The sequence below is a fragment of the Aliikangiella coralliicola genome (assembly GCF_007004725.1).
In the GTDB taxonomy this organism is placed as follows: domain Bacteria; phylum Pseudomonadota; class Gammaproteobacteria; order Enterobacterales; family Kangiellaceae; genus Aliikangiella; species Aliikangiella coralliicola.
On record NZ_ML660169.1, the window covers coordinates 314,832 to 338,692 of the forward strand.

The following is a 23,861-nucleotide window of genomic DNA, read 5'->3' on the forward strand; positions in this document are numbered from 1 at the left end:
TCAATGTCAGTTTCAGTTTTTGCACCGATATCAATCGGCAACGTAAGTGTTGGTTTTGATACGTTAGGTTTAGCGGTAACGCCGATTGATGGAACATTAGTTGGTGATATAGTTTCAATTGAGTCTCTCTCAACTTCAGCCAGCTCTCAAGAAGACAGCCAATTTGTTTTGGCTGGAAGCCATGCCGACAAGCTTCCGTCAAATAAAAATGAAAATATCGTATGGCGGTGTTTAGCAGCATTTAATCAAGCGCTCTCAAAACAATCTATCGATATTCAACCTGTCAAAATCACACTCGAAAAAAATATTCCAGTGAGTAGTGGGCTGGGCTCAAGTGCTTGCTCAGTAGTTGCCGGTTTCGTCGCACTCAATGAGTTTTATAATCAGCCATTTGATAAAATGACGTTACTCAAATTAATGGGAGCCCTCGAAGCTGAAATAAGCGGTAGTTTACACTATGACAATGTGGCTCCCTGTTATCTCGGCGGGCTGCAGTTGATGCTCGATGACCCAGAAAAAATAACGCAGACCTTACCGACCTTTGACGACTGTTATTGGGTTATTGCCTATCCTGATATTGAAGTGAGCACCAAAGCAGCACGGGAAATATTGCCTGATAGCTACGATAGAAAAACACTCATTCAGTTTGGCCAAAACCTGGCTGGCTTTGTTGATGCCTGTTATCGCAAGGATAAGCAGCAAGCCTTTTCGCTTTTAAAAGACGTTGTTGCCGAACCCTATCGGAAAAAACTTCTGCCAAATTTCGAATCCGCGCAACAGACACTGAAAGAATATGGTTGTCTAGCTACCGGAATTTCAGGTTCAGGTCCAACATTATTTGCGGTCTGCGATAATCTTGAAACAGCGGAAAAAAGCCAACAGTGGTTGAAACAAAACTACCTTCGGTCCGATGAAGGATTTGTGCATATTTGCAAAGTCGATAACTCTGGCGCGAGAAAAACGAATTAAACCTAACTCTGGACAACTAATGTTCTAAATATGGGACCACTACAGTGAAGCTATACAATTTAAAAGATGAAGCACAAGTTGTTGATTTTGAAACCGCGGTAAAAACTGGCTTAGGCAGAAACCAGGGTTTATTTTTCCCTAAAGAAATTCCGACACTGTCGAATATCGACGAATTACTTGAATTGGATGTTCACCAGAGAAACTTTCAGATACTGAAAAATTTCGTTAGCGAAAATATTGACGACTCTAGTTTAAAGCAAATTATCGATCAGACCTTTGCATTTCCTTCTCAATTAGAAAAAGTATCTGAAAACGAATTTTGTCTAGAGCTGTTTCATGGCCCAACACTAGCCTTTAAAGATTTCGGCGCAAACTTTATGGCCAACTGTCTCAAAAGCTTCGCTGAAGACAAACCAATCACCATTTTAACAGCCACTTCAGGCGATACCGGTGCGGCAGTAGCGCATGCTTTTCACGGTCTGGAAAACATTCGCGTTGTTATTTTATTTCCTAAAGGAAAAATTAGCGAGCTTCAGCAAAAAATGTTTACGACTTTAGGCGACAACATTCATACAATTGCGGTCGAAGGTAGTTTTGACGATTGTCAGCAATTAGTAAAACAAAGTTTTGATCAAACTGAGTTAGTCGAAAAAGTTGGATTAAACTCTGCGAACTCTATTAATATTAGTCGCTTGCTGGCTCAAGTTTGCTACTACTTCGATGGATTTGCCCAACTTCCAGAAGAAAAGCGAGAGCAAGTCGTCGTTGCCGTACCTAGCGGTAACTTTGGCAACCTTTGTGCAGGAATCATCGCCAAAACATTAGGTTTGCCCATTAAAAGATTTATCGCTTCGACTAATCTTAACGACACTGTCCCAAGATACTTACAAACTGGAGAATGGTCCCCAAAAGAAACTATCGCCACTATTTCAAATGCGATGGATGTAAGCAAGCCAAATAACTGGCCGCGGATTGAATATTTAATGGAGACCGATCAGTTTGACTCTAATTTGTTAACCGGCGGAGCAGTGAATGAAGAGCAAACGGCGGAAACGCTGAAAGCACTTTATCAACAAGGCTATACCAGTGAACCCCACGCTGCTGTTGCTTATAAAGGGCTACACGATTCACTACAACAAGATGAAACTGGAATATTTTTAGGGACTGCTCATCCTGCTAAATTTAAATCGACAGTAGAGGAAATATTAGCGATTGAATTACCACTCCCGAAAGCTCTGGCTGATTGTTCAGAGAAAAAAGATCTTTCTCACCAAACGTCTGCAGACTTTGGCGAACTGGCCAAGTTTTTATATGACCTAAAATAAAAAGCAATTCAATAAATTAACTGCTCGTAGGCTGGGTAGACGAAGGAAACCCAGCAATTCTCACACGCAGCTATAATCTTAAAATATTCTGGGCGAACCTTTAATTTCAAGCAACGTTGTTGGGTTTCGCTCACGAAGGAAACCCAACAACAGTCTCAATATTTTCACAGAATCAAAACCTACAGCAACTACTGATAAGTCACCTTAACTTCATATGAAGCGTGAAAACCATACCCAAGAACCGCCACATATGCTTGCGTTTCCCCTTCAGGCACCACGATTTCACAAACTCTTTCCTCACTTTGCGTGCTTGCCCAACAGCTATGGTTGCCAAACCAGGGGTCACTGCCAAACTGTACGTAAAGATCGGCATCACTGTCCGGATAACCATTGTCATTAGGCGTCATAACAACTTTAAATACTCTGCCCGGAGTCACCGAGTATGGTGCATGCCTCGCCCACTCTGTGTTGCCTACGTCTCCCGCCCAATAGTCAGTGTCAGGAGCCTGGTGAGTAACAGTCAAGTCAAAGTCAGAGTTAAACGCCCATCCTTTAACGCCAACAAATGCTTCGGTGACACCCACTGGAACGGTAAGCTCACAAACTTCATCAACAAACTCAGTAGAAGGTCGACACACAAAACTGTTGTAAGCAGGCTCAGCTCCCCATTGCACATAAAGATCCGGATCACTATCAGGATCACTGGCAATCGGCGACATTACCGCTTTTAGTGTTGAACCGCCGTGAACTGGAAAGCTACCATATTGAACCCATTGGTTATTACCGGCAAATTGATTGCTGTAGGTGTAAGTTTGTGGCGCTTTTGCCTGAGCAAAGGCACTACAACCGATTAACAATGCCGCTACATTAAGGTTAAATAATGATCGCGTAAACTGACCTTTTGATTGATTATGCATATCGAATCCTATAAATGATTTCCTCAACAGCCGAATTCATTAATAACAAATCAGCGATCTGAGAATTTAATTTGACTACCTCCGTTTTATCAAGCGACACAGATGAGTCATTCAATAAATCAGGAGAACTACAATCCTGGAAACAACGAAGCCTCCATCGTTCTGTGGAATTAACTGCGTTGTATGCTGGACAAATTTTAGGGACCACCACAAAAAATCGGTATCAATTTAAGGACAGGAAATGAGAATAAACGGACATTTCTAGTGAAAGTTTTAGCACACAACCACCGAACAAACTCACTACGAGATTTTTCTATAAAATAATTTTACTGCACTCAAAAAAGTTATTTCGGTTGCATAAAGATTAAAACTAAATCATTAGAGACTTAACTTAAAAGTAAATCTTGTTCGCCAATTATTTTTGCAATACAGCCAGCAGTCTCGCCTAAAACTTTATTTTCAACATCATCCTGAACAATTATTTCACTGCCGATTGGACGACAAAGCCAACCTATTAGCACATCTCATTTCTAAATATTTTTCTTCAAAAACGATATTATTTTTCATCTTTGTATTCCTCCAATAACAGAGATAGAGAGAAGCTTTTTCTCATTAAGGAAGGTAATAGTGACTTTCAATTCTAAATAAATAGTTTTGGTATTTTTATTTAACAATTGGGTTTTTGGCTTTCTAACCAACTGTACTAATAACGAGGAATTTTATTTTTCGGTATTAATACTGGGACAAAAAATACTAATTTTAAGACGTTGAATATTAAAATTTTCATGACGATAAAACACTCTTATTTAATATTTCTTGTCCTAAAATTAATACCTTGCCTGATAGAAACAGACTTAACATAGCATTCGTGCGTTAGCCAAAAAACCACGCCGACAAGTTCGTCAAAATGGTGAAGAGCTAATGACATGCTAAATCTTAAGAACCATGTTCGATTAACGTAAGCAGTACCAAAGTACAGCTTTCTACAGCAATGTATCGAGCCAGTTTTGATAAAGATGACCGTTAACTAAGGAGTTAAATAAAGATGAAAAAATTGATGGTAGGAGTAGTGCTAGCAAACACTATTTTTGGTGCATTTAGCGCAAGTGCAGCGGTACAGTGTCGCGGAGAAGTCTCCGCTGAAAGATACACAGCCCCCAAGGAAATTAAAGTGGGCAAAAAACGAAATGGTTACCGCTGGTATAAAGTCCATAACGAATACTACAAGGAATACAATCAATACAATCAATTTACCAGGGCTGTTGAGGATATCATTAGAATTACAGATGGAAAATGGGGAGTGCGACTGGACTATAACTATGAAAGTGCCTGCAAAGGAGCCAGTGAAAGTCACAATCAACGTCTTCCTAATCGTATTCTTTTGATCAGACAGCCATAATTTATTAATAAGGAATTTATCATGAACAAAAAATTATTAATTGCGCTAGGTTCATTAGCCATTCTTGCAAATTTTGAAGCTTCTGCCACAACCTGTCAGGGCAAAATTACCGGAATGGCGCTCAACTATGATGAGAATACTTATGAAGTTGAATTCTCACAAAATAAACACAAATATTTTAACTTGGGCTACACATACGAATATTCACACGAAAAACGATGGAAGGATGGACTAGACGCATACCAGACAGCCAAGTTAGTGGAAATCACTTTCCCTGGAAATCAGTCTTGCAGCGTTCATCTAGCGAATTATACGCCAGCGGAGTCTTTTCGGATTGTTACAGGTGGAGGCACCGGCCCCGGGCCAGGAGATGATGACACTTGTCGAGAGTATTACGGAAATGAGTTACACAGAATAAAAAGTGGCGCGGATAGAGCAATCAAGCTACCCCCGAGTTGCGATTTATAAGTTACTGTTATTAATATAAGTTCACAAGCGAGTAACTTTCGAATAGGTAGAAGAGAAATAAATTCTCTTCTACCTGAACTTTTTTGGCAACTACCTAATAATTGATAGTCTTCTCCTCATCGTTCTCTGGATCAAGCCGATAACAATCAATGTTCAACCCGACCACTTGCGGAAAAGTTGCAGAAATGCAAATTGAAGATAATGTACCAACCAATATTCCGGAAAATAAAGCAACAGAAAATCCCTCTAATGGTTTACCGGCCAGCCACCAAACTGCGCTAATAGTAGCAATGGTTGTGCCTGAGGTAATTAAAGTTCGAGTTAACGTCGATTTAATTGCCGAGTTGATCAAATCACTGAGCGAATTATTTTTATTAAACCGCATCAATTCTCGAACTCGATCTGCGACGATAATAGAATCATTCAAAGAATAACCAATAATAGCCAGCAAACTAGCGAGCACTGTAAGATTAAATTCTAATTGACTCCAGGCGAATAAACCCAAAATAATAATGACATCATGAAATAATGCCAATATGGCCCCCAGGGCAAAGCGCCATTCAAATCTTGCTGATAAATACAACATAATGATTATCAGTGCGGCCATCATCGCCAATCCTCCCTGGTTAATTAACTCAGCACCAATTTGCGTTCCAATATAGTCAGAGTCGAGAGCAGAAACTTGGATTTGGTCACGGGTTAGCTCGGCCTCCTCGCTAAGCTCAGCAAGCCAATTTTTACTAATACTGGTATTAGCGTCATCAGGTTGGCGAACCGTCCAGTTTGTTTTTTCTTCTGAAGCTGTCAGAAGAAACTTTTCGCCGATTTGCTTTTCTAGCAAACGCTGCATATTTTCCTGACTAACTGGTTGGCTAGTCGAAAATTCGGTGATGAATCCACCAGTAAAATCGATACCAAGGTTGAGACCTCGACTAAACAACCCAAATAGCGCTAGTACAATGAGTAAAAGCGAAAAAGATAAACCAAGGAAGCGAACCCGAGAAAAATTCATCGGCAAACTTAAAAACCAATTCATGATGATGCTCCCGCTCGTTTGGAATTCCCATTAAACTCTACATAAAATAAATTCGTCAGGGCCCGAGAAATAAATACGCCGGTAAACATACTGGTAATAATTCCCAAACCTAAAGTCACCGCAAACCCTTTCACCGGACCATAGCCAATGGAATACAAAATAAAAGCAGTGATCAGTGTGGTGATATTGGCATCAAAAATGGTAGTCAGTGCATTTTTGTAACCATACTCGACTGCTAAAGGTAAGCTTCTACCTCGCTTCTTTTCTTCTTTAATTCGCTCGAATATCAACACGTTGGTATCAACAGCCATTCCAACCGTGAGCACAAAGCCCGCAATTCCCGGCAATGTGAGCACGGCTCCCGGCAACAGAGACATAAGCCCTAACAGGCAGATTAAATTTAACAACAAGGCACAGTTAGCAACTATACCCAGACGGCGATACCACAAGGCCATAAATAACAATGTAAATCCAACTCCTAGCGCTAAGGCTGCCAGTCCATTATCAATATTCGACTCCCCCAAAGTCGCGCTAATCACTTTTTGTTTAACAAAAGTAATTGGCGCAGAAAGCGAGCCAGCGCGAAGTAACAGTGCTAACTCCTGCGCTTCCTGAGTGCTGGAAAGATTAGTAATGCTAAACCGAGAACCAAGTTGCGTTTGAATTGTTGCGACGCTGATTACTCGATTGAGTTTATTTGTTTCACCTTGAGCATTTTGATAGTACTCAGAGAAAACAGTCGCCATGGGTTGACCAATATTCTGTGAAGAAAAAGTGAGCATTTTATCTCCACCTTGACTATCCAGTACCAGGTTAACCAGCGGTATGCCCATTTCGTCACGACCAGCATGGGCATCCTTAATATGCTTACCTGAGAATATTGCAATTGGCTCGACAAAAACCTTCTCTCCGTCAGGCGTTTCAAATACTTTTTTGCCGTGGGATTTCACCGGATAAAAATCCAGGGAGGCCGTCGCGCCGATAATGCGTCGAGCTTCCTCAGGATCTTTAACCCCAGGTAATTCAATTCGAATTTTGTCGGCCCCCTGACGCTGAGTAACAGCTTCAGTAATGCCTAGCTCATCAATTCTTCCTCGCATGACCGTTAATGATTGGTGCATGATTTCCTGGTGAAATTTTTTTCTTTCTACTTCTGGATAATCAATTGCAGTTTGATTTTCTTTCGTTTTGTTTAATACTAGAAAAGGAAATTGTTTTTTAATTTCGCTAGTGATATCGAATAGTCTGACTTGAGGTGAATGATGCAAGGTGATGGTTCCATGGTTATTTGTTGTTACCCGAACACCACGCACCTTATGTTTTCTCAACGAAGATTTTATCGACTGCTCGATAAATGATATTCGTTCAGAAAAGGCTTGTTCACTATCGACATTCAGGATAAATAGAACGCCACCACTTAAATCTAATCCTAATTTAATGGGTTTGGCACCCAGTTTTTTTAACCACTCAGGTGTGGTATCTTCCACGATGGATTCGACAGAATAACCTTCGCCTAGTGCTTGAGCTAAATACTGTTGAGCAACTGAACTCTGCCTGTCTGAGTTAAGCAAAATACGACTAGCATCTTTGTTTGAATGTATTGTATCGACTGCAAAACCTTTAACCGAAAGCAAGCTTCGCAACTCGCTAGCACTAACCATCTCTATTTCTTCACTTTTTCCAGAAACAACTAAAGTTGTTTGTTCCTGAAAAATATTCGGCAGTGCATTAATCAGCAAGAAAATAATCGAAATAAAAATGACAATGTACTGCCACTTTGAATATCGTGTAAATGGCGGCCTCGATTGCGCCGCGCTAAACGTCTTGAAATTGTTCGTTTTCATCTTGAAATCTCTTACGTATGAGCCACCCTTGCCAAACAATAATACGGGCAATAAAAAGGTGACCTCACCGATATTTATCCGGTGAATAGTTTAAATTTATTGAGCTTTTTTGAAGTGTGCCAGCGAACTAGTTTCCGGTTGCCAGAATGAAGTAATGTAACTACCCGTAAAATTTCTGAGCTGAATAGTCGCTTAGCAAATAGATGAGAACTAATTAATGATAGGTAATATTAGCCGCATAAAGCGAATTACCGTCTTTCCAACCGGACAATCGGTTATTCGAACTATTTTTGAAGTATATAAACCACGGCGATATTTTTGGTAAAGAAAATAAATTTTCAAATAACTGAATTGAAAAATCAGGCAGTAAAAATTCAACTTTGAGTCGATAATCTGGGTTATTTTGGTTGCCATCTCTAAACAATGTCGCGTTGATGCGACTCGGCAACAAAGAAAAAATATCAGAAGAGCTTTCTTTTATATCTGGCTCACTCGCCAGTGAATAGCTTGATTTTTTATCAAGCGTTACTAACAACCGTTGTTCGAGAGTTGGTGACTGAGTCTCGACAATGGCGCTATCTGACAAGAAAGCCGGCGCGCCTATATTCACTGCGCCATACAAGGAAGCAAATGATAGAACTAAAACAATCAATTTAATCCAGCTTTTCATAGTTCCTGTCGCACCAGCACATTGTTACATTAGTTTAATGACTACCAGTAAATTGCTTGTTGTCGTGAAGCGTTAAGTTTAATTAATGGGGACTAATACTCAAAAAGCAAGTGCCTGTTCGAAAAAACCATAAAGCTCACTTTTAATTATTAAGTGAAATAACTCACTTGTATTTATGAAATAGTAATAATTAACCTCCCCTAAAATAAAATCAACTATTATCACAAATCATTTCAATTCGCTTCATTTTAAGGTTTGAAGCAACAGTACTTCTCAACTAACCTGTCTGAGTTATTTTTTCGCAATAACAAAAGCTAACCATTAAAATAAGGAAACCATGATGAAAAAATTAGTAACAGGAATAGCGTTGGGTAGTTTGTTACTTTTGGGGGACTTTGCTCACGGCTCCCCCCTGACAGACGAACAACTAATAGACAATTATTACTCAGCCCGATATTTCAAGCGTAGCGCCGCTATAAGTGGGTTTGATCAAAAGTTTTCTGTCGACTTTGAGAAAATTAACTTTTTCTTTCACAATGAATCTAACGGACGCGCTTGCTGGGTCGGTGACTCAAAAACAAAAATGGACTGGAGCATCTGCTACGATGTTTTTTCCGCTTATAACTCATTTCTCGAAGCAAGAACCGAGCTTCAAAAACGTAGCATAACAAGTATTGGATTACGAAATTCGATTGAGGTTATATTAAAATAAAATCCCCACCCGAAGCTTCGCTTCGTTCAACAATTACATGATTCAAGGTGAACAATTTGAAAGAAACATGCACTTATCCAACAGGTAAGCGCATGTTACTTTTTTACAAAGTACCTCTTAGGTATTTTCTGTCACTATTAAATAACCATTAACTGTATCTGGCTGAGTTGAAGCTAAATCAATATCACTGGCATCAACTACACCAAATTGGCTCATTGAATCTACCAATTGTGATAACTGTTGCTCAAACGAATATCCGCTTAACTCATCAACAGAACTGTTGAACGCAATAAGTATCGAGTCAGCTGATGTTGGATTATCGCTCGCCGAAGCAAATTCAGACGTATTAAGACTTCCCCCATCGGCAAACTCAACCGTTGCCAATTGGTAAGGAGTTCCAAAATACCAGCCATTTACAGTGACAGTTTCTCCGGTATCTTTCAGTCGAAACACCAGGTCATAACTATTTCGATAATACTCCACATCATTTGCCTGAAGTCCTGACTTAAATTGCAAAACTCCACGTTGAGCCAAGTCTCCCCGCTCGTAATAACTGTTATCGACAATGTTATCGAAACCGTCTCCCCGACCAAATAAATAAGTATCTTTGCCGACATCACCGGTCAATGTATCATCGCCCGTGCCACCATCAAGTATATCATCACCATAACCGCCAAATAATTGATCATTGCCTTCTCCACCAAGCAATAAATCATTACCACTGTCGGCGCGTAATGTGTCATTTCCGGCAAACCCGGTTAAAGTATCGTTGGTATTAAATCCGTTAAGAGTATCGTTACCATCGGTGCCATTAACACGAGTCACATTTTCGGCAATCGCACTAACGTCTATCTCACCGCCATCTGCAAACTCAACGGTTGCCAACTGGTAAGCTGAACCAAAAAACCATCCACTGATAGTAACCGTTTCACCTGTATCTTTGATACGGAATACCAGATCATAACTTTGCCGAAAATATTCAACGTCATCAACTGATAAACCAGCCTTAAATTGCAACACGCCACGCTGTGCTAGATCCCCTCGCTCGTAGTAACTGTTATCAACAACCTTATCGTATCCGTCACCGCGGCCAAACAGGTAAGTGTCTTTACCGACATCTCCTGTCATAGTATCGTTCCCAGTACCGCCATCTAGTACATCATCTCCATAACCGCCGAACAATTGATCGTTACCACCCAATCCATTTAGCGCATCATCGCTACTTTCGCCGTGAAGTGTATTGTCCAGTTCATCGCCATTGATCTGATTAAGGGTATTAGTCAAAGCAATTGGATCAATAGTCGTCCCATCGAACAATTGCACAACGGAAAGTTGGTATTCAGCACCAAGATACCAGTTGTTAACTGTTAACTGATCGTTAGTGTTTTTTATCTGAAAAACTAACGAATCACCTTGGCGAAAAGCAGTGAGATCTGCGAGGGAAATATTTTCACCGAATATTAAGCGGTTAATATCGGAACCGTTATTTTCTTCAGTGATAGTGTCATGTCCATCGCCTCGACCAAAGTGGTAAGTGTCGCCACCTGCACCGCCCAGTAAATTGTCATTACCCTGGCCTCCACTTAATACATCATCGCCGTCTTCGCCAAGCAGTACATCATCCCCTTCGCCACCAAACAATGTATCGTTTCCATCTTTTCCATACAGACGATCATTTCCGCCCAGTCCCCAAATGGTATCGTCGGTTTCGAAGCCATAATGGTATAAACCGTTTTCGTCGCCGGTAATTTGTGTCACATTAAAAGCGATTTTATTCATATCGATGTAACTACCGTCGGCAAAAGATACAGAAGATAGTTGATGTTGTTCACCACTAAACCACTCTAGAACATGAACAATATCATCGGTTCCTTTTATTTGGAAAATAAGTCCTACACCTTCGCGATAATATTCAACGTCATCAGCAGTAATACCTTCACCGAAAATAAGCCGCTTGATTTGACTACCATCGTTCCGCAACGAAATAGAATCATAACCGTCACCGCGAGAGAACAGAAAGGTATCATTACCTTTTTGACCCGAAAGATTATCATCTCCGGCGCCACCAACATAAATGTTGTTAGCCTCACCGCCGATTAACACGTCATTTCCATTACCGCCATCCAGGAAGGCGTTTCCTGTTCCGCCGTGTAACCGATCGTTACCCTCGTTACCCAATTCTATATGTGCTGTACTAATCCCATGAATATGGGAACCGATATCACCATCATTAGTCAGGAAACCAGATTCGATTGCTTCATTGCCAACATATTCCTTCCAGGTTTCTGTTGGATCGACTTCAGGTAAGACTTCAGTTAAAAAGGTATTTAATAAGTAAGTTGGCGACCAGCCGGCCTCGATAATAAATTGATCAAAACCTTTAATGAAATCAAAAAAATCTGCCATTCCTTCAGCGGGATTATTACGAACATGATCGGTCATTAAGGCTTCAAACTGGCTAAAATCATAAACTGCGCCAGCCGCGGTAACTTCCAGAGTGATCGAATTAATCAGTGGTTTTAGTCGAGTTTGAAAAATCAGCGGTCCAAATATTTGTTCTCTTAGATTCGCATAAGTTTCCTGAACAGCTTCCGCGACCGCTTTATTGTCAGCTTTCAATCCTTGCCATGGATTTAACCACGACCATCTACTGGTTGCTTTGTTCGTACCTTCATGAGTAACGATTCCTCCTTCACTCGAAAGCGTATCGTTCATTCTTCCATTAAATGCTTCTACAATACTATTTTTGACTCGCGAAAAATGCTCAATGTTTTCGTATCTGCGCAAATCCAGTGTCAAATCCTCAGTCGCTGTTTCTGTGCCGTCAAACTGGAATGAAGTTGTATAACGATCAACTTTTCTCGCGTCGTAATTATCATTGGGGTTATTGTCTTCTGTGATATGAACAAAAGTATAAGGATCCTCATACTCTCCATAGCCCCCATTAACATTTCCGCCTAGGACTTCTCCCAAGCGTTGCATCCAGGCTTCGGAGTGTGTCTTGGACGTTTCAGTCGAAGCATTTTTGTGCCACAACCACAATACTTCATCAATGAGATCAAGTTGCCCTTCGCGAGTGTTTGCTTGTGAAAATAATGACAAGGTATTGGTAAGATTTGAATCTAGCGAAGCAGCTTCACGTAAACTTCTAACGCCACCGGAACCGGGCATGTTGGGTAGTGTCGCAATGGTATTATCATAATCCAGGGTATCCGTGAATTCAGAATGAAAAGTATCAGCGACATAATCAACAGCGCCGATATCATGAATGCTTCCATCGGTTGCAGTGTAGTAACTGGTAAAAGCAATTCGGTTACCATTTTGAGTAATGTCGGTCGACTGCACGGCGTCAGAGACATTAATAGAACTGACATTGGCCGACGCTAAAGAGGATAATTCACCAATCTGAGTCAGCCCGTCAAGGTTTGCATCCTGCCACAATTGTAATGATGCAAAATCATCATCATTTTGATCAATCAACCCATCGTTATTGCTGTCCAATGCAGCCAGAGCTTCAAAGCCGTTTTTAGCCAGTGTTCCATCTGGCAACAAAGTGTTATCACCAAATATTTCTCTGCCAGAATCAATTGTACCGTTTTGGTTAATATCTCTAACCAACAATGCATCATCCGCAGATACCCAACCAGTTCCCTGTTTTAAACCGTCTGAAGTGTGGTCAAATAACACGCCCTGATCAACACTAACCGTTTCAACGCCGTCACCATCTCGATCTAAAATCAATGGATCAGGTCTCGGGATCAGGTTTTCAATTTTATCGAAAAGATCAGACTGAGAGTCATGAATTAAGCTTTTCGAAAAAGCCATGTACTGAGCAAACGTAGGGAAATCCATCCCTTTAGATTGCAGCATAATAACAAACTTGGTGTATTCGGCGCGCATTTGAAGCGTAGTTGCCACCGCGCCGAAACCAGATGCCATAAGTGTTTCGTGAAGCAATTTAGCCCAACTCTCTTCGCCAGCACCTAAAACATCTTTGCCGAAAAGAGCAACGTTGCCTTCGGCCGACATGGTTGAACCTTTTTCCGGCGTCCAACCGATATCCAACTTCATTTTGACAGCTAACGGCGATGTCGGTGCACCAAAAGTATATTCGCCGGTACTGGCACCAATATTACTCACTTTCAGCTCGCCATTGGAAGGTGCAGCTTCAATGGTAAAACTCGCATCCGCGATCGATAATTCCATTTTCAACTTGCCTTCGCTATCTAGCGAAAAAGTTTGACCATCAAATGTATAGGTGACGGATGCATTACCATCGGCAAATACGACTTCAATATCTTGACCATTTAAAGTGACTTTACCATCCTTATCTATTGTAATTTTATTGTCTTCGGCGTCGGAAATTTCAAACGCCCCTGTTTCACTATTTAAATTAAACTGAAAACTCATAATAACCTCGGATAAATTATTTTCTTAAATAAGCTCGACTTAAAAAATATACGACTATTGAAAAAACAACTCGAACAACATCAACTACATTATTGCTTTAACGCTCCCTGATCCCTTCACTCCATGCTTTAAACAGAGGCGCGAGTAAAAATTCAATCACTCGCCTCCGTCCAGTTTTAATTTCCACGGTAACCGACATTCCGGGAATTAAAGCAATTTGTTTATTTCCTACAGTGATAAATTGATCGCTGATACTCGTTTTTATTGGAAAAATTAGTCCTGCATTGTCAGTTTCCATAGCGTCGAATGACAGGTGAATGACTTCGCCTTCGATAATGCCATATCGAGTAAAAGGAAAACTGTCGACCTTTATTTCCGCTATCTGCCCCACTTCCACAAACCCGATGTCTTTGTTAAGCAACCCTGCTTCAATCACTAATGATTGTCCGTCAGGTATGACACGCATGACTTCTTCACCAGTCGCAACGACACCACCAATAGTGTTAGCTCGTAAATGGTCTACAACACCATCAACCGGCGATCTCAACTGCTGCGCTAAAATATTATTTTTTGCTTTGATAATTTCTTGTTTTATCCCGTGTAGCCCACGACTAATTCGCTGCTGTTCGACCAGGTATTGATTCTCATAGTGTCGATTGATGGTTGTTAACTGGGATTGAACATCGTTCATTTTTTGAGTGAGCTTTTTCAGACGCTCTTGTATTTCTGGCAGGTTTTTTTTAGATCGGTGTGTCGCATTTGTAATATCATTCCATTGTCCTTGAAGACCGTTCAACTGTTTTGTCGGCCCAGTTATCTTCGCTTGATATTCTTCCCATTGATTTTCCAGTAGCTTTCTCTGAAGCAAGTTGAGTTCAGCCGAAGTGACTTCTTCTGTGCCATCATTTTGACTTTGATTTTTATTTCGAGAAGCGTCCAGTCGAGCTAACAATAAAGAAAAGCGAGCCAAATCTGCAGATAGTTCAAACTGCTCCTGTTCCAGCCTCGCTAAATCGGCTTTGTACTGAGTACTATCTAGAGAAATTAATAGTTCGCCCGCTTTAACTTTTTGACCTTCGCTGACGTGAATGTCACGGACAACGCTTGGAGTCAGCGGTTGAATAATTTTGACCTGACCAGACGGCACTATTTTTCCCTGAGCAGTCGCAATAATGTCAACGCTGGCCCAAGATGCCCAAAGCATCATCAGGAACAGCAGCAACATGATGGTCCACAAAATAATTCGGCTAAACTTTGCAGGAGGGGCATGTTGTACTTCAAGTGCAGCAGGCAAAAAACTTAACTGCTCGCGACTCAAGAACTTGTTCGGAGCCTCGAAATTATTCGCACTCTCTGTTCTTGTTGTGCAATCCTGAAGAGATGAAGACTTCATGAGCTTGTCTCCTGAGGAATTGGTTTTGGTGTTTTTTTAATGACTGAACTAGCATTTTTAACATTCGATTGAACTAGCGACTGAATCGCGTAGAGATGAGCATAAATCCCACCCTGTTGCACTAGCTCATCATGCCTGCCTTGCTCGGCGAGTCTGCCCTTTTCCATAACAATAATTCTATCCGCATCCCGCACAGCAGATAGTCGGTGAGCGATAATAAAAACAGTCCTGTCTTTACAGATTTGACGCATGTTGGACTGAATTATTTTTTCTGATTCATAATCCAGGGCGCTGGTTGCTTCGTCAAAAATCAAAATTTTGGGGTTGGTCACCAGCGCCCGAGCAATGGCAATCCTTTGGCGCTGTCCGCCCGACAGAGAGTTCCCCTGCTCCGCAACAATGGTGTCGTAACCTTCCGGCAATTCACAAATAAATTCATGAGCGCCCGCAGTTCTCGCAGCAGTGATAATCCGTTCAATTGGGATACTGGGATCGGCTATTGCAATATTCTCTCGAACGGTCCGATTAAATAAAAAGTTATCCTGTAGCACAATCCCAATTTGTCGGCGTAACCATGCGGGTTCAACCAGCGATAAGTCGTTACCGTCAATCAATACTCGACCACTTTCCGGAACATACAGACGTTGGATCAGTTTAGTTAATGTGCTCTTGCCCGATCCTGAGCGACCCGCAATGCCAACCACTTCTCCCGGTTGTATTGTCAATTCGACATTTTGCAACACCGGCGGCTGATCTTGTCGATAGCGAAAACTCACTCCGTCAAATCTTACTTCACCTTTAATCGATTCTAGCGTGGTCTTATTCGGACTATATCCAGGCTCTTTTGGCGAATTCAGAATATCAGCCAGTCGCTCAACCGATATATTGACTTGCTGAAAGTCTTGCCACAAATTAACCAGTCGCATAATCGGGCCAGACACTCGTTGAGAAAGCATATTAAACGCAATGAACTGGCCAATGGTTAATTCACTGGCGACAACAGCAATAGAGCCAAAATAAAGCGTCAACAAACTACATATTTTGTTAATGTAAGCAGCGACATTGCTATAAACGTTACTTAGTTGGCTCGCTTTAAAAGAGTGGTTAACATAATCAGCCAACTTCTCATCCCATCGATTACGCATTTGTGGCTCTACTGCCATCGACTTAATTGTTTCTATTCCTGAAACCGACTCGACTAAAAAAGAATGATTTTCTGCACTACGCTGAAACTTGTCGTTAAGATGCTGTTTGAGCCTGGGTGTTGTTAGAACAGACAGCAAAATGTAAAAAGGAATGGTGCCAACAACAATCCAGGTGAGCAAAGGTGCGTAGGCAAACATGACGGCAAAAAAAATCGAGGTAAAAAATAAATCAAGCACTACCGTCAATGAAGAACCGGTCATAAATTCACGTATTCTGTCGAGTTCTTTAATTCTCGCAACCGTGTCACCGACTCGCCTTGCGGCGAAATACGCGAAAGGGAGTGCAAGCATATGTTGGTAGAGTTGACTGCCCAGTTCCACATCAACTCGATTGGTCGTGTGACTAAAGATGTATGTCCGTAGCCCCGTCAAAATCACTTCGAAAGTGATCACTACGAAAAAGCCAACAGCTAAAACATCGAGTGTAGTTAAGCCCTTGTGGGCCAGAACTTTATCAATCACGACCTGGAAAAAGATGGGCGTTGCTAACGCCAACAGTTGAATAAAAAAAGAGGCCAGTAAAATATCAGTTAATAATTTTTTATACTTAACCAGCGCAGGAATAAACCAGGCAAAACCAAACTTGCTGTTTTCACTTAATAAGCGAGTACGTTTTGCAATATGTACAAGTTCTCCGCTCCATTGTTCATTCAATTCTGAAAAACTCAATTGTTCAGGTTTACCAAGAGCGACATCTTGAATTAACACTTGATCGTCTGAAATTTTAGCGATAACGAAATACGTGCCATTATGGCGTTTGGCAATTGCCGGTAAGATCAGTTTGTGTAAGCGGTTGGTCTTTGTACGCAACAACTTTGCCTTGAATCCGAGGCTTTTCGCGGCTCGTAACAAATTAATGTCGTTAAGTTGCTCGGAATCTGATCCAAACTCTCGAATTAATGCACTCGCCTCAGCTGGAACCTGATGAAAGCGAGCCACAAGGCACAGGCATGATATTGCCATTTGGTAGTGTATATTTTCTGTCATATCTTAATTTCAAAAGGCTTCATACCTGATATTTGGATTTTAAATAGCAGTAGCTATCCACCGTTAAACAGCGGTTAATACAAAATCAGGTTATGTAAAACCGGATAGGATTTAGTAGGTAAAATAATAAAGGGCGGTGAAAAAGGGCGGTATTAAGATTGGGACAGAAAATAGTAAATATGGAATGTGACTGTTAATTTACACAAGTATTTAAGTCACTATTTTCATTGTTACTTTTTACGACTTACCAGCGAATCGCATACTTAGTCCGAGCGGCAAAGCGGCTAATTCCAAGGTTAAAAAATACCAGGTTCTCAATAGATTGGCAGCGCCCACACTCGTACCGGCATACCACAACTAACAGACATAGATAGGAAAGTTACATTGCGGCCAAGCAAAACAAGATTCAAGACAAAATCTGATTCTACTCCGAATAAAAAGCTTGGTGGAAAATAATCCCCATATCGGCTTCAGGGGATAATTTTAGTACTGTTCAATGGCCGACTCTCGTATAACGAAGGTCATTTAGTACCATAGCCGCCTTTTGGTTTTGGGTCAGGAGCTGAAGGCCCAACCACATCAATCAAATAATATGTGACGATCACGGCATTAGAGGCTTCTGTTTGACCCGTTATATTCAGAGGTCTAATGCTAGTACAGTGGCGCCATCTTCCGATCCCTGGATCTGACGCACCGTCCCAATTGCAAAAATCCTGAATTTCAGAAACATTAATACGCGTTGTGGTCAAATCGTAGGAACCGCCAAGATTTGACAGCGAAGCTAGTGTGTTTTGAGAGGCAACTGTAAACAAAAGGCCTAGCGCCAGCGTGACTATTTTAGCATTCACAATTTTCACCAATAATCCCCTTGATCATTAACGCTCTGGTAACTTATCCTGAACTCAGATTAATGAGTACCATAACCGCCTTTTGGTTTTGGATCTGGAGCCGACGGCTGCCTCACCAAAAAGGTAACGAGCACTAAATTTGAAGGCTCCGATTGACCAGGGCGAATGAATGGTTCAGTGCTAATACAATGTCTTGAGAATGTTTCACTCTCGTAATTACAAAAATCTTCAACTCTAGAAGCATCAACAAGCACAGTTTCGAGCCCAACAGGACCTTCCTTGACAGGAGGAAAGCCGTGTGAGTCCAACGCTAATAAGAAACCTAGCAACAATGTGATCTTTTTAATACTAAAAATTTTCATTAAATAATCTCCTTAACCGTTAGAATTCGAGCCCAGTTATCCGGCACGACGACAACTCTACTTCAGGCAAATTTACTTAGTGTCATAACCCCCTTTTGGCTTAGGATCCGGCGCTTGTGGTCCTAATATAACGATATAATAGTATGAAACATCCATCAGATTAGTAGGCTCAGGTTCAGAACCTATTGGTGCAAACGGTCTATAATTTTTTATACTCACACAATGACGCCACTTTCCGATTCCCTGGGGATATGAAACACCGTCCCAATTACAAAAATCCTCAATTTCAGAAATATCAAGAAATGCCCGACCTGATGAAAAAGAAGGGTTATGAGTACTTGCAAGAATCTCAAAAGAGGCGATCGCAGATAAAAGACATACTGCAAACATTAAATTTTTAACGCCCATGATTTTCATCGAATAATCTCCTTGAACATCAGAATTCAGATGTTCTCATTTTTAATAATACAAAAACTTAATGACAATGAGATGATAACCAGCCCGCTTTAAAAGCAAGTATTAAAAACGGGACCAAAAATAGTAATATTGGTCAATATAAAGCTAACCACTTGATACCAAAAGATAAATATTTTCCACACCGATTGATTTTAAACACAACAGTTATCGTTGAATGGTTTCTTCCTGATACTGTTTTGGCGTTTTCCCATATTCCGCTTTAAAGCAGCGGATGTAATAAGAAGGCGAGCTAAAACCAACATCTTCAGAAATTTGAGCAATTTGCCGACCCGACGAAAATAATTCAACTGATCGATTTAGCCGATACTTTTTAATGTAATCAGAAAAGTTGTGGTCAATTAATGCGCTGAGTTTACGGTTTAATTGCCTTTCACTCACCCCTAATTCTTTGGCAACCTGTTCTCGATTAAACTCAGAACATGTGAAATTTTCATCAATGATCTTGGTAAACTTTTCGATAAACTGGCTATCTTTATCACTCATTCCAACCAATGTTGGCTTTTGTTTTGTTCCTGGCTGACCCGGCCCTTGAGTGATTTCACTACCAAATCGCTTCCGCAAGATGCTGCGAATATCGAGTATATTTTGAACGCGCAACTGAAGTTCGTCAGGGTGAAAGGGCTTGGTCAGATAATCATCAATCTTCTCTTTCCAGCCCTTCATACGACTCTCAACGCCACCTTTCGCCGTTAACATAATAATGGGAATATGACTGGTCATTTCGTTTTGTTTTAGACTGGAGGCTACTTCATAACCGCTAATTCCTGGCATCATCAAATCACAAATGATTATGTCAGGAACATAGCTTGATGCCAGATTCAACCCTTCAGTGCCGTTGTTAGCAACCAAACAATGAAACTGGGGTTTAAAAATAGTCAATAACAATTCTCTCATGTCACGATTATCGTCAATGAACAGTATCGTTTTCTCGTGAGCCGAATTTTCAGGGATGTCCGTTTTGAGCTGAAAATCTTGTGTAAGACTATCATCAGTTTTTGTCACTTGCTCACTTGAGTCAGAATTCCTTAGAACCTTGATTTCTAACTCTGTCGACGACGAAATAGGTGTAGTGGAGAGTTCCACTGAGTCCATAGTTATGCTTATCTTTTCCATTGGTAAGTAAACTTTAAAACAACTCCCCTTACCTAACTCACTTTCGAGGGTAATTTTACCGTCATTACGTTCAACAATCTCTTTCACAAGGGCGAGTCCAATACCCGTCCCCTGAATACTTTCTGTACTCTCATCATTTAATCGCGTAAACCGTTCAAAAACTAATGGTTGATTATCTAAACTGATTCCCGGGCCAGTATCCGAAATAGAGAGTATCAGGTCATCGTTAGTTCGTTCGGCGGTTATCATAATTTTGCCGTCATTTGGCGTATATTTTACCGCGTTGGACAATAAGTTAGTGACGATAATTTCGAGAGAGTCACGTGTTAGACTAAGCGATATTTCTTCGGAAATATTGACTTCTAAAGATAAGTTCTTGGCATCTAATAATGATTGGAAGGATGCATGTAATGACTGAATAAAACTTTTTAGTTCATAGATTTGTGTTTCTTCAGAGCTTGACGAATCAAGTCGAGCCATCTCTAAAAATTGATCAACCATTTTAGACAATCGCTGGCCGTTACGCTTCATCATCATTAATTTACTTCGAGTAGTCTCCGACGGGTTACTCTTCAGCATTAATTCGATCGGACTCAGCATTAAAGTCAACGGCGTTCTAAATTCGTGTGACACATTGGTAAATAAACGATCTTTTGCCTTCGCAACCTCCAGTGCAGAAAGTTTTTCCTGTTGCGCCACTTTTTTGCGCCAAGATAACCAGATAACCGTTGTCATGATCGCAATAGTAAAGACGGCATAAAGTAAATAAGCCCACCAAGTTCTCCAAGGAGCAGATGCAATAGAAATCGCTATTGATTTAGGTTCTTCACTCCAAACACCATTTTTATTCGATGCCTTTAATTGAAACGTATAGTTGCCGGCATCCAGGTTCGAATAGCTGACGTAACGCCGATTTGAATCAACGTAAATCCAATCATCATCATATCCAACTAACTGGTATGCATAACGGGTTTGTTTAGGGTTTAAATAGTTTAGCCCAACATATTCAAAACCAAATACCGTTTGATCATAATCCAGGTTTAGCTGACGAGTCGTGTTTATTGTTTGAGAAAGCACCGAGTCAGATTGCTCTCTTTTTAGCTGAACATCTTTATTGAAAATCTGTAATTGGTTAATTGCGATACGAGGAGGAATAACATCACTAAAAACACCTTGAGGATTAAATAGATTATACCCGTTGATTCCCGCAAAGAGCATTTCATCCGTTTTTGAATGATAAGATCCAGCGCTTGTAAACTCGTTATTTTGTAGGCCGTCTTTACGAGTAAAATTCGCAATTTTACCGGAGTCAAATTCTATTCGAGATAGTCCGGCACTAGAAGACGCCCAGGCATTTCTCTGATTATCGATTTCAATGTGGTAAATAAAATTGCTGGCTAATCCTTGCTCCGTTGAAAAGTGGATTAATTCTTCTGTCTTAATATCGAAATGATAAAGACCATACCCAGCACTCCCCAGCCAAAGACTGCCCGCCTGGTCAAATGCTAGTGCACTAACATTTGGAGGAAACAGTGAATTTTTTCCTTGAAATTCAATCAAAGAATTTGAATTTTGTTCAATTTTTAGCAAACCATTATTTGATGTTCCGACCCATAAGTTATTTTTCTTGTCTGCCACAAGGCTTGTGATGACATTACGATCAAACGAAAAGCTTTCAGAATGCTTACCTGTCAATGAAGTAAAAGTATTCTCGCGAATATTGTAGCGACTAAGGCCTTCACGGTAACTACCCACCCAGATATTACCCAGGTGATCGGCAGTCACAGATCGCGTGTAATTCGAGCTAATACTATTTTCATCTTTGTTATGGAGAAATTGTCGAAAATGGTTCTCGCTACGATTATACTGAATGAGGCCTTCTCTTAAGGTGGCAAACCACAAGTTTGATTCTGCATCTTCGTATATGTCAACAATACTCTTGAAAGTTACCGCCTCAAGATTTGTTGTTCCCTGACGGTACCAATAGCAATGACTGTTTTTCCTATCAATACGATGAAGCCCCTTGCCGTTAGCGCCCAACCAGATATCACCATAACTATCTATATACGATGAATAAATAAGGTTACCAGAAAGACATTCATCGTCATTGCCTGAACTCACATGGTGGCCAAATCGCTTCATCTCTGGATTATATTTGTCGATCCCTTTGGCATAACTACCAAACCAAAACAATCCTTCTCTATCCTTAAATATTGACAATATCGACTGACCACCAAGGCTCTCAGGTTTATTTTCCTTGTGTTGATAATGAACGTATTTTTTTGTGGCCGGATCAAATAGAATTAAACCGTTACGAGTCCCTAACCATAATTGCCCATCAGGACCCTCTTCGATAATCTGAACACTTGCGTTATTTTCTTGATTTATTCCAGAGAAAAACGATTCAAATTTTCCAGTATTAATATTAAACAGGCTTAAACCTTTATTAGAGCCTAACCAGATGTCATCTTGGTCCGTGATTAACACATCCCAGACATCATCTTCAATTAAGCGACGGCTATCGCTTTTAAATTGAAAATTGGTAGCGACTTTAAAATTATTGCTATCTATAACATTGACACCTTTTCGAGTACCTACCCATATTTTGCCATTTTTAGTTTGGCTAATTACGGTAATAAAATTACTGCTAAGCTTACGCTCGTTATCCTCTGAAGCGCTAAAGTCCGTGACTTGATTTAGATTAAAATCAACAACTTTTAATCCATTTCTGGCGGTGCCCACCCACAAATTATTATCTTTATCTTCGAAAAGTGCCGTGACGGAAACACCTGACAACGACTCCGCAATTTCAGGTATTGTACTGACAGGTAAAAAACTATCTTGCGATTCATCATACAATTCTAAACCTAGCGGTGTTCCCACCAACAATTGATTTGAACTGTTAACAAGTAAAACATTGGGGCGAAAGTGGGCAATCGAGGACTCATCGCCACTTACAGGCCGATAAACTTTGAACGAATAGCCATCAAAACGGTTGAGTCCGTCATCTGTTGCGAACCAAAGATACCCTTGCGCATCTTGCGCAATATCTTTAACTGTTACATTAGAAAGTCCTTGCTCGTTAGCAATATGCTCAAAGTAGGGTTCAATATGAAGTAATTGCTCGCCTGCTACCGTAAATGGTGCACATAAGCCGTAAATAGAAATGCCAATCCATAATAAAACTTTCATTAAGCCGTTAAACTTTTATGATGCATCCGTACCGTCTGTTGGTCTTGGATCTTGAGGGAGTGGACCTGGTCCGCCGATATAATGCCAATAAGTAACTTCTACCATTCCATCGACAGGATCTTTATCGCGGCGTGCTCGCGGTGTATCGTAATAAGGCAGTATTGATTCACATAAATAAATGGAACAAAATGACGCACTGTTTGTTTCAGCCATGGCTTGTTTCGCCAATTTCCAGTCACTGCCATGTTTGTTTAACGTATTGGCGCTAACTGCATAGGAGCCGACGGTTAGAACTGCTATTACTGAAAGTTTAATCAAAAATGTAAATCTCATAGTGTCTCCTACTAGAACTATTTTTGGCTACAGCCTCCATTAAATAGGGCGAATATTATCACTGAAATTATCCAATTTATAGATGGATTATCCAACCATTAATATTTGCGTACAATTTCAAAGATTAACATTTCTAGCTGAGATTTTCTTAATAACAAAAAGTTCAAACGTGGTACCTACAAATAGTGTAGGCACCATGTA

At 40.6% G+C, this 23,861-nt stretch carries 17 protein-coding genes; 5 read left to right on the forward strand and 12 right to left on the reverse strand.

Annotation, left to right across the window (positions count from 1 at the left end; all coding sequences use genetic code 11):
* The first annotated feature begins 3 nt into the window (after positions 1-3).
* A complete protein-coding gene (gene thrB, locus FLL46_RS21945; RefSeq protein ID WP_142933742.1) occupies positions 4-969 on the forward strand; it encodes a homoserine kinase in 966 nt (321 codons plus the stop codon).
* Positions 970-1,013: 44 nt separating this feature from the next.
* Positions 1,014-2,294 carry a threonine synthase gene (gene thrC / locus FLL46_RS21950; RefSeq protein ID WP_142933744.1) on the forward strand — a complete coding sequence of 427 codons (1,281 nt, stop codon included), beginning with the start codon at positions 1,014-1,016 and terminating at the stop codon, positions 2,292-2,294.
* 188 nt (positions 2,295-2,482) lie between these two features.
* Here thrC and FLL46_RS21955 read toward each other — a convergent pair whose 3' ends face one another.
* On the reverse strand, positions 2,483-3,211 hold the full coding sequence (locus FLL46_RS21955) for a hypothetical protein (RefSeq protein WP_142933746.1): 729 nt from the start codon (positions 3,209-3,211) through the stop codon (positions 2,483-2,485).
* 1,045 nt (positions 3,212-4,256) lie between these two features.
* On the opposite strand from FLL46_RS21955, the gene FLL46_RS21960 reads away from it, so the two are divergent.
* Together FLL46_RS21960 and FLL46_RS21965 are read left to right on the forward strand one after the other, a co-directional pair.
* Positions 4,257-4,610 carry a hypothetical protein gene (locus FLL46_RS21960; protein WP_142933748.1) on the forward strand — a complete coding sequence of 118 codons (354 nt, stop codon included), beginning with the start codon at positions 4,257-4,259 and terminating at the stop codon, positions 4,608-4,610.
* 21 nt (positions 4,611-4,631) lie between these two features.
* Complete coding sequence (locus FLL46_RS21965; protein ID WP_142933750.1) at positions 4,632-5,078, forward strand: hypothetical protein; 447 nt, start codon at positions 4,632-4,634, stop codon at positions 5,076-5,078.
* A 94-nt stretch (positions 5,079-5,172) separates the two neighbouring features.
* Here FLL46_RS21965 and secF read toward each other — a convergent pair whose 3' ends face one another.
* From secF to FLL46_RS21980, 3 genes are all read right to left on the reverse strand, one after another.
* The gene (gene secF, locus FLL46_RS21970) at positions 5,173-6,114 is read right to left on the reverse strand and encodes a protein translocase subunit SecF (protein ID WP_142933752.1); all 942 of its coding nucleotides are present in this window, start codon (positions 6,112-6,114) and stop codon (positions 5,173-5,175) included.
* The gene (gene secD, locus FLL46_RS21975) at positions 6,111-7,958 is read right to left on the reverse strand and encodes a protein translocase subunit SecD (protein ID WP_142933754.1); all 1,848 of its coding nucleotides are present in this window, start codon (positions 7,956-7,958) and stop codon (positions 6,111-6,113) included. Before secD ends, secF begins: the two co-directional genes overlap by 4 nt.
* 214 nt (positions 7,959-8,172) lie before the next feature.
* Positions 8,173-8,628: a hypothetical protein gene (locus FLL46_RS21980; protein ID WP_142933755.1), complete on the reverse strand. Its 456-nt coding sequence runs from the start codon at positions 8,626-8,628 to the stop codon at positions 8,173-8,175.
* A gap of 337 nt (positions 8,629-8,965) precedes the next feature.
* On the opposite strand from FLL46_RS21980, the gene FLL46_RS21985 reads away from it, so the two are divergent.
* Positions 8,966-9,340, forward strand: a complete 375-nt coding sequence (locus tag FLL46_RS21985; protein WP_168204284.1) for a hypothetical protein — start codon at positions 8,966-8,968, stop codon at positions 9,338-9,340.
* Between the two features lie 117 nt (positions 9,341-9,457).
* On the opposite strand, the gene FLL46_RS21990 is transcribed toward FLL46_RS21985, so the two are convergent.
* From FLL46_RS21990 to FLL46_RS22025, 8 genes are all read right to left on the reverse strand, one after another.
* Positions 9,458-13,750: a calcium-binding protein gene (locus tag FLL46_RS21990; protein WP_142933759.1), complete on the reverse strand. Its 4,293-nt coding sequence runs from the start codon at positions 13,748-13,750 to the stop codon at positions 9,458-9,460.
* A 97-nt stretch (positions 13,751-13,847) separates the two neighbouring features.
* Positions 13,848-15,143 (reverse strand): beta-barrel domain-containing protein, encoded by a 1,296-nt coding sequence (locus FLL46_RS21995; protein WP_142933761.1) that lies wholly within the window; start codon positions 15,141-15,143, stop codon positions 13,848-13,850.
* Positions 15,140-17,335, reverse strand: coding sequence for a type I secretion system permease/ATPase (locus FLL46_RS22000; protein ID WP_142933763.1), 2,196 nt, complete (start codon positions 17,333-17,335; stop codon positions 15,140-15,142). The genes FLL46_RS21995 and FLL46_RS22000 overlap by 4 nt, the downstream gene beginning before the upstream one ends.
* A 521-nt stretch (positions 17,336-17,856) precedes the next feature.
* Complete coding sequence (locus tag FLL46_RS22005) at positions 17,857-18,192, reverse strand: hypothetical protein (RefSeq protein WP_142933765.1); 336 nt, start codon at positions 18,190-18,192, stop codon at positions 17,857-17,859.
* A 50-nt stretch (positions 18,193-18,242) separates the two neighbouring features.
* Positions 18,243-18,545, reverse strand: coding sequence for a hypothetical protein (locus FLL46_RS22010; RefSeq protein WP_142933767.1), 303 nt, complete (start codon positions 18,543-18,545; stop codon positions 18,243-18,245).
* A 72-nt stretch (positions 18,546-18,617) separates the two neighbouring features.
* Positions 18,618-18,962, reverse strand: coding sequence for a hypothetical protein (locus FLL46_RS22015; RefSeq protein ID WP_142933769.1), 345 nt, complete (start codon positions 18,960-18,962; stop codon positions 18,618-18,620).
* 204 nt (positions 18,963-19,166) lie between these two features.
* Entirely contained in the window at positions 19,167-23,327 is a 4,161-nt protein-coding gene (locus FLL46_RS22020) for a hybrid sensor histidine kinase/response regulator transcription factor (protein ID WP_142933771.1), read from the reverse strand.
* 15 nt (positions 23,328-23,342) lie between these two features.
* The gene (locus FLL46_RS22025) at positions 23,343-23,660 is read right to left on the reverse strand and encodes a hypothetical protein (RefSeq protein ID WP_142933773.1); all 318 of its coding nucleotides are present in this window, start codon (positions 23,658-23,660) and stop codon (positions 23,343-23,345) included.
* Positions 23,661-23,861: the final 201 nt, after the last annotated feature.

Coding starts and splice junctions, on each gene's coding strand:
- FLL46_RS22010 (WP_142933767.1), bottom strand. CDS start 18,545: ATGAAAATTTTTAGTATTAAAAAGATCACATTGTTGCTAGGTTTCTTA.
- FLL46_RS22020 (WP_142933771.1), bottom strand. CDS start 23,327: ATGAAAGTTTTATTATGGATTGGCATTTCTATTTACGGCTTATGTGCA.
- FLL46_RS21960 (WP_142933748.1), top strand. CDS start 4,257: ATGAAAAAATTGATGGTAGGAGTAGTGCTAGCAAACACTATTTTTGGT.
- FLL46_RS22025 (WP_142933773.1), bottom strand. CDS start 23,660: ATGAGATTTACATTTTTGATTAAACTTTCAGTAATAGCAGTTCTAACC.
- secD (WP_142933754.1), bottom strand. CDS start 7,958: ATGAAAACGAACAATTTCAAGACGTTTAGCGCGGCGCAATCGAGGCCG.
- FLL46_RS22015 (WP_142933769.1), bottom strand. CDS start 18,962: ATGAAAATCATGGGCGTTAAAAATTTAATGTTTGCAGTATGTCTTTTA.
- FLL46_RS21955 (WP_142933746.1), bottom strand. CDS start 3,211: ATGCATAATCAATCAAAAGGTCAGTTTACGCGATCATTATTTAACCTT.
- FLL46_RS21980 (WP_142933755.1), bottom strand. CDS start 8,628: ATGAAAAGCTGGATTAAATTGATTGTTTTAGTTCTATCATTTGCTTCC.
- FLL46_RS21995 (WP_142933761.1), bottom strand. CDS start 15,143: ATGAAGTCTTCATCTCTTCAGGATTGCACAACAAGAACAGAGAGTGCG.
- thrB (WP_142933742.1), top strand. CDS start 4: ATGTCAGTTTCAGTTTTTGCACCGATATCAATCGGCAACGTAAGTGTT.
- FLL46_RS21985 (WP_168204284.1), top strand. CDS start 8,966: ATGATGAAAAAATTAGTAACAGGAATAGCGTTGGGTAGTTTGTTACTT.
- FLL46_RS21965 (WP_142933750.1), top strand. CDS start 4,632: ATGAACAAAAAATTATTAATTGCGCTAGGTTCATTAGCCATTCTTGCA.
- FLL46_RS22000 (WP_142933763.1), bottom strand. CDS start 17,335: ATGACAGAAAATATACACTACCAAATGGCAATATCATGCCTGTGCCTT.
- secF (WP_142933752.1), bottom strand. CDS start 6,114: ATGAATTGGTTTTTAAGTTTGCCGATGAATTTTTCTCGGGTTCGCTTC.
- FLL46_RS21990 (WP_142933759.1), bottom strand. CDS start 13,750: ATGAGTTTTCAGTTTAATTTAAATAGTGAAACAGGGGCGTTTGAAATT.